The 6,024-nt window shown below is 34.0% G+C and carries 4 protein-coding genes; 2 read left to right on the plus strand and 2 right to left on the minus strand.

Annotated features, from left to right (window positions below; translation table 11 throughout):
* The first annotated feature begins 55 nt into the window (after positions 1-55).
* Positions 56-670, plus strand: coding sequence for a DUF1684 domain-containing protein (locus DRF58_RS09445; RefSeq protein ID WP_116034925.1), 615 nt, complete (start codon positions 56-58; stop codon positions 668-670).
* Between the two features lie 60 nt (positions 671-730).
* On the opposite strand, the gene DRF58_RS09450 is transcribed toward DRF58_RS09445, so the two are convergent.
* On the minus strand, positions 731-1,798 hold the full coding sequence (locus DRF58_RS09450; protein WP_116034926.1) for a 2,3-butanediol dehydrogenase: 1,068 nt from the start codon (positions 1,796-1,798) through the stop codon (positions 731-733).
* Between the two features lie 99 nt (positions 1,799-1,897).
* A complete protein-coding gene (locus DRF58_RS09455; protein WP_116034928.1) occupies positions 1,898-4,039 on the minus strand; it encodes an endonuclease MutS2 in 2,142 nt (713 codons plus the stop codon).
* A gap of 657 nt (positions 4,040-4,696) precedes the next feature.
* On the opposite strand from DRF58_RS09455, the gene DRF58_RS09460 reads away from it, so the two are divergent.
* The gene (locus DRF58_RS09460; RefSeq protein ID WP_116034929.1) at positions 4,697-5,815 is read left to right on the plus strand and encodes a TlpA disulfide reductase family protein; all 1,119 of its coding nucleotides are present in this window, start codon (positions 4,697-4,699) and stop codon (positions 5,813-5,815) included.
* The last annotated feature ends 209 nt before the right edge of the window (positions 5,816-6,024 follow it).

The raw sequence follows: 6,024 nt of genomic DNA on the forward strand, positions 1-6,024 counted from the left end.
TTAATATCTGTGAACCTTGTGCAAAAAAATTGTGAACTTTATGTTTTAAAAAGTTATGAAAAAATTAAGTTTCCTATTCCTAATATTGTCTTTGTTTCTAAATGCTCAGACTGAAAAAGAAAATATTGCATCGATAAAAAAGTTCCAAAAAGAACTGAACACAGAATATCTGAACCCCAAAGAAACACCTTTAAGAGGCGATAATCTGAAGAATTTTAAAAAGCATCCGTTCTTTCCAATTAATCTGAAATACAGAGTTACAGCAAAATTTGTAAAAACCGAAAATCCTGTTCCGTTTGAGTTGCCAACTTCTTCTGGAAAATTCAAGCAATATCAGGAATATGGAAAAGCGACTTTTGAATTGGACGGAAAATCGTTGACCTTGACTTTATATCAAAGTCTGGATTTGATGAAAATGGAGAAATATAAAGACCATCTTTTCCTGCCTTTCCGCGATAAAACCAATGAAAAAGAAACTTACGGCGGCGGAAAATATATGGATTTGAAAATCCCGATTGGAAACGAAATCGTTTTAGATTTTAACCAATCTTATCAGCCTTTCTGTGCTTATAATGCTTTTGATTATAACTGTCCAATTGTGCCGGCTGAAAACAAATTACCAATTAGAATTGAAGCCGGTGTGATGTATGAGGATGTTTATCATCATTAGGATTCAAAGAAAATAAAAGAAGAGACTTAATTTTAATTTAGGTCTCTTCTTTGTTTAAGTTTAACTGTTTGTAGAAGCAATATCTATTAAGATTTTGACTTCGGATGGATCTTTGATTAGTTTTTCAAAACCTTCTTCTACAATATTATCAAGAGATATTTTGCTAGTAATCAATTTTTCAACATCCATTTGTTTGGAGTTGATAAGCTCAATGACTTGTGGGAAAATATTTCTGTATGCTATTACACCTTTAATAGTAATTTCTCTACAAACTTGGTCAAATGCATCAAGGGTTACTGGTTTACCAAATAAAGCAACTAATAAAGAGGTACCGCCATTTTTAAGAGCATCTATTCCGTTTTGGAAAGTGGCTTGTACACCAGCAGCGTCTATCACACGATCTACACCGTCATTTCCAACAATTTTTTTTATTTGCTCTGGGATGTCGTTATCCATTCCATTGATGACATAGTCTGCGCCAACTTCTTTTGCTTTTTCAAGGCGGGTTTCGGAAACATCTATCACAAAAGTAGTTGTTGCTCCTGCGACTTTTGCAGCCTGAAGACATAATAATCCTATAGGTCCTGCTCCAAAAATGGCAACACTTTCGCCAATTTCTAGACCGCTAGATTTTACGGCGTATACTGCAACAGCTGCAGGTTCTACAAGAGCGCCTTGTTCAAAACTCATGCTGTCGGGTATCTTGTGAACCATGTAATCTTCTACCACTACATATGGTGCAAATCCACCATTGGAAGATAATCCTACAAATCCTAAAGGAGAAGAAAGGTTATATTTTCCATTAGGAATGAAAGAACTTTCAGGATTCTTATATATTGGTTCTACTACAACTCTGTCTCCAACTTTAAGTTTTGTGCTGGCATTTTCGCCAATTTCGGAAATGACTCCAGAGAACTCGTGACCAAGTGTTGTTACACCTATGTGCCCTGTTAAAGGATAAGGTTCATCTTTTGGGATGAGGTTGGGACCGTGAACATATTCGTGTAAATCGGATCCACAGATTCCTGCAAACTTTACTTCAACTTTAATTTGGTTAGAACCAACTTTTGGGATTTCTGTTTCTTCTACTCGTACATCTTTTGCGGCGTACCATCTTGCTGCTTTCATAATTGGATACTTTTTATTTGATTATAATATCAAATTTATGAAGGATTTTTCGAAGCAATATTCTATTGTGTATGAGTTATCTCACAAAATGATAAATTATCAAATTCTCTCCAATTCTCCTGAATCAATCGTAGTTTTGAAGGTTCCATAGTTGACAATCACTTTGTTTTTTGAAATTTTTTCAATGGTGCCAACACTTGTGCTTCCGGTGATTCGCACACGTTGTCCTACTTTCATCCAGACAGCACGTTCTGCTTTTCGCTTTTCCTCCAGTTTCTCGTTGGTTTCTACTATTTTTTCCTGGACATCTTCTTTTTTTAGCTGTTGTGTGATTTTTCGTTTGATGACTTGCAAGCGTTTGCTTTCGTCTTTATCAACTCCAATTTTTCGAAATTTTTCCTGTTCCAAGATTTTTACAAAATCTTTAACCACATCTTTTCTGGATTTACCTTTTACGTAACTGTCGATGAAGTTTTCGATCTTGTTTCCGAACTGCAGTTTTCTGTGTTCTTCTTCATAAAGTTTTTGAAAATTGAATAACTTTTGCTGAAGCTGTTCATTCAGTTTTTGGAGATTGTCGCGTTTGTCTTCTACAGAATCTCTTTTTTCCGATAAATCAGATTTTAATTTTTCAACTTCGAATTTTTCCTGCTGAAGTTTCACAATTGTTTTGTCAAGATTTACAATGTCGTGTTCAACTTTCTTTCTTGCATTTTTAATAATGAATCTCGGGATTCGGTTTTTCTCAGCTACTTCAAAAGTAAAAGAACTTCCGGCTTGCCCGATTTCCAATTTGTAAAGTGGTTCCAATGTTCTCTCGTCAAAAAGCATTGCTGCGTTTGTAGCTGCAGGCAATTGTTCAACAACCAGTTTGATATTCGTGTAATGCGTAGTTATGATTCCGAAACTTTTCTTGTCATAGAAATATTCCATAAAACTTTCCGCCAAAGCGCCACCTAATTCCGGATCAGAACCAGTCCCGAACTCGTCAATCAAAAGCAGGGTTTTGTTGTCAGCTTCGCGAATCATTCCAGACATTTTTCTCAATCGGGAAGAGTAGGTGGATAAATGATTTTCTATGGATTGATTATCACCAATATCAGTCATTATTTTCTCAAAGAAAAACATTTCAGATTTTGGATGAACAGGAACAAGAATACCACTTTGAATCATCAGTTGTAATAATCCAACCGTTTTTAAAGTGATAGATTTTCCGCCCGCGTTTGGTCCGGAGATACAGATAATTCGGTTATGTTCGGTTAAGGTTAAAGTCTGTGGGAAAATCTCCTTATTTTCATTTTTATTTCGAATCCAAAGTAACGGGTGAAAAGCATCTTTCAAACGCAATGTTTGATGTCTGTTGATTTTCGGTAAGATTCCGTTCACTTTTTCAGCAAATTTGGCTTTGGCTCGGATTAAATCCAAATCAAAAATATAAGTCTGATAATCCGAAAGTTGTGGCTGAAATTCTGATAACTCCGCTGTTAATTTTCTAAGAATTTTATCGATTTCTTTTTTCTCTTCTTCCTGATTTTCCTTCAGTTTAAAATAATGTTTTACAACACTTTCTGGTTGCATAAAAGTAATAGAACCCGTTTTGGAAATTCCTAAAACTCTTCCATTAATTCTTTTCTTAAATCCTGATTTTACCGCTAAAACTCTTTGATCCTCAATGATACTTTCTCTAATATCTTCTAAAAATTCTGAATAAGTAGTTAAAGAACGATTGAAATTCTCATCAACGGCTTTTCTGGCGTGCTGTATTTCGGTTCTTAAAGTTTTCAGAACAGCAGAAGCATCACTTTTAACATCTCCAAATCGGTTGAAAACTTTATCCACTTTATCAATGATTTCTTTTCGGAATTCTAAGTCTTTGACTTCCTCAATCAATGTTGGGAACGCTTCCGCAAACTGAGGGAAGAATCTCTGTAATTTCCCGATTTGTTCGGTAATCGTTTTGATTTTGATGAAAGATTTATTCTCTAATCGAAAGTTTTCGATATGCATCAATTTCAATTCTTCTTCGATGTCTTCGTATTCATCAAAAGGGATTGCGTTGGAACTTTCAAAACTAGTTAGGAATTCTGAAGTTTTTTTCAAAGAAATCTCTGCTTCGTCAATTTCCATTGGGCGAAGTTCCATGATGTTGTCTGCCGTTTTTGGCGAATAAGCGAAAGGGGCGATTTCCGCAAGAAGTTCCGGAAATTCGAGTTCGTTAAGGTCTGCTTGATTGATATTCACAGAGCAAATTTACTGAGATAAATTTAGAATGAAAACATTTGTAGCGGATTAGATTTTAAATTGTCAATCTTTTCCCTGACAGATAGTTATCATAACAATTATTAATTTAATAATTTTTGAAATGGATTTTTATAAATCATCCAATGAGAATTAATAAGGGTTTATATGGAGTATGTACGGGGTATGTATGGCGTATGTACGGAGTATCTCCGGAGTGTGTAACGCAAAATATTCTCCCATGATTTGAGAATCTTGCAAAAAGAAGTCCGTTTTCGGGGCCGAATCGATTGGATAATCTTATTGTTTTGTGAGTTTTAAATGAATAATTATCTGATTATCATTTGTTTGTAAAGAAAGATGCGCTGTTGTATGTGTTAAAGTGTCAGTTGCGAAGGCCGGCTAAAAAGGTAAGAGAAAGCTGTTTTAATTATTTTTTATAGCATTACTTTAACCATTGCGCATTTCATATAGTTTGCAGAGAAAATGCGAAACTAAATTACTAATATTCTATATAAAATACGCAACAAACTATCAGTGTAAAACACTCTTCTTTAAAGAGTTTTAAACAAATATAGAAAAATATCCATTATATGATAAACTTTCGTATATTTGGGTGTTACCTGCAAGCATATATTAACCGCAGATAAAAAATTGACGATGAACAAAATAATAACTTTACTGCTGACATTTTTTTGCTTTGTAGCAAATGCACAAAAAAACTTCAAAATTTCTGGAATTTTACGTGGATTTGAAGAAAATTCCCTCGTGAAAATTGATAGAGAAAATATTACTTTAGACAGTTGTCGGATAAAAAACGGAAAATTTGAACTCACGGGAAATTTAGAACAATCGCCTTCTTCTGTTTATTTGGTTATTAAAAACGGAAAAGATTGGGTTTACAGTTCTTTTTTCATTGGAAACGAAAACATTACAATCGATGCGAAAATTGAAGATTTTCCACATAGCGTAAAAACCAAAGGCTCAAAATATGATGATTTGAGATACAATTATACATTACTTAGGAAAGAACTAAATATTGAAAGAAATAAGTATTTGAAAGAAATGCTTACGCTTCGAGAACAAAAAAAATGGAATGATAGTCTGCAAAATGAATATTGGGGAAAATCTGAGCCATTTGGAAAAATCACGATCATTGACCGAAAATTGGACGAAATTCAAAAAGACTTTATTGCAAAAAATTTAAATTCTTACTACGCTCTTTATCTTTTGGAAATGTCAAAAACTCAATATTCTAAAGCTGAGCTTTCCAATCTTGTTTCCCAACTAAATCCGAACTTCAAAAAAACGATTTATGCAAAATCAATCAGTTCGCATATTAAAAATCCTGACTTGAAAATCGGCGACAAATTCTATAATTTTTTGGCGTTAGATTCACAAAATAAAAAAGTAAATTTTTCAGATTATTTTGACGGAAAATACGTTTTATTGGATTTCTCAACTTTATTTTGTGGATTTTGCCAACAAGCAATTCCTGAACTCGAAAAAATTAAAAAAGTTCAAAACGATAAGTTGGAAATTGTAACATTTTATGTTGACGAAAGCCAAAAAGGTTTTGAAGGGTTATCAGAAAAACACAGCGAAAATTGGAATATTCTTTGGGATAAAAAAGGCAGGTTGAGTGATACTTACGCCAAATATAAAGTGTTTGGGACACCAACTTTTTATTTGTTCAGTCCCGACGGAAGTTTAGTACAAAAATTTGATGGGTTTTACGAAGATTTATCCGAACAAATTGAAAAAGCGTTGAGTAAATAATGCCTGCAGGTAATAGCTAAGTTTTCGTTGCGTGCGAAGCACGAACAATGAAAACCCTGTTGAACGGAAGCTTCGGGAGCTTTTTGCTGGGTATTTTCCCACACTATGGGTTTATCGTAAAATTTTTAGAAAATATTTCAAGAGAACAGGGCGTTCTCTTTTTTTTAGGCATTCGTTTTTGGCGAACTTTGTCGGTTTTATCGTGTTTT

Origin of the sequence: Epilithonimonas hispanica (genome assembly GCF_003385395.1) — a bacterium.
In the GTDB taxonomy this organism is placed as follows: Bacteria; Bacteroidota; Bacteroidia; order Flavobacteriales; family Weeksellaceae; genus Epilithonimonas; species Epilithonimonas hispanica.

Excerpts from the sequence above, each read along its gene's own strand:
- DRF58_RS09445 (WP_116034925.1), top strand. The coding sequence starts at position 56 with ATGAAAAAATTAAGTTTCCTATTCCTAATATTGTCTTTGTTTCTAAAT.
- DRF58_RS09450 (WP_116034926.1), bottom strand. The coding sequence starts at position 1,798 with ATGAAAGCAGCAAGATGGTACGCCGCAAAAGATGTACGAGTAGAAGAA.
- DRF58_RS09460 (WP_116034929.1), top strand. The coding sequence starts at position 4,697 with ATGAACAAAATAATAACTTTACTGCTGACATTTTTTTGCTTTGTAGCA.